The organism is Bacillus cereus group sp. N14 (assembly GCF_016483555.1).
Classification (GTDB): Bacteria; Bacillota; Bacilli; order Bacillales; family Bacillaceae_G; genus Bacillus_A; species Bacillus_A wiedmannii.
Map to the genome: position 1 here is coordinate 1 of NZ_JAEHBQ010000138.1, position 235 is coordinate 235.

The window sequence follows — 235 nt, forward strand, 5'->3', positions numbered from 1 at the left end:
GTATTGCCGTCTGTAATTGTTAACGAAGCTAACCCGCCAGTTGCAACAATCAATGATGATGATGCAGTTATCTTCTATAACTTCCGTCCAGACCGTGCAATTCAAATTGCTCGTGTATTTACAAACGAAGCCTTCCGTGAGTTCGCTCGTGGTGAAAAAGTACCTCACATTCCTGATTTCGTTTGTAGGCCCCATTTCAGTGAAACTGTAGATGGTTACGTGGCATTCAAGCCAA

Annotated in this window: 1 pseudogene; it reads left to right on the forward strand. The window is 43.4% G+C overall.

Annotation, left to right across the window (positions count from 1 at the left end):
• A pseudogene (locus JDS82_RS29445) lies at positions 1 to 235 on the forward strand (2,3-bisphosphoglycerate-independent phosphoglycerate mutase); the annotation flags it as partial.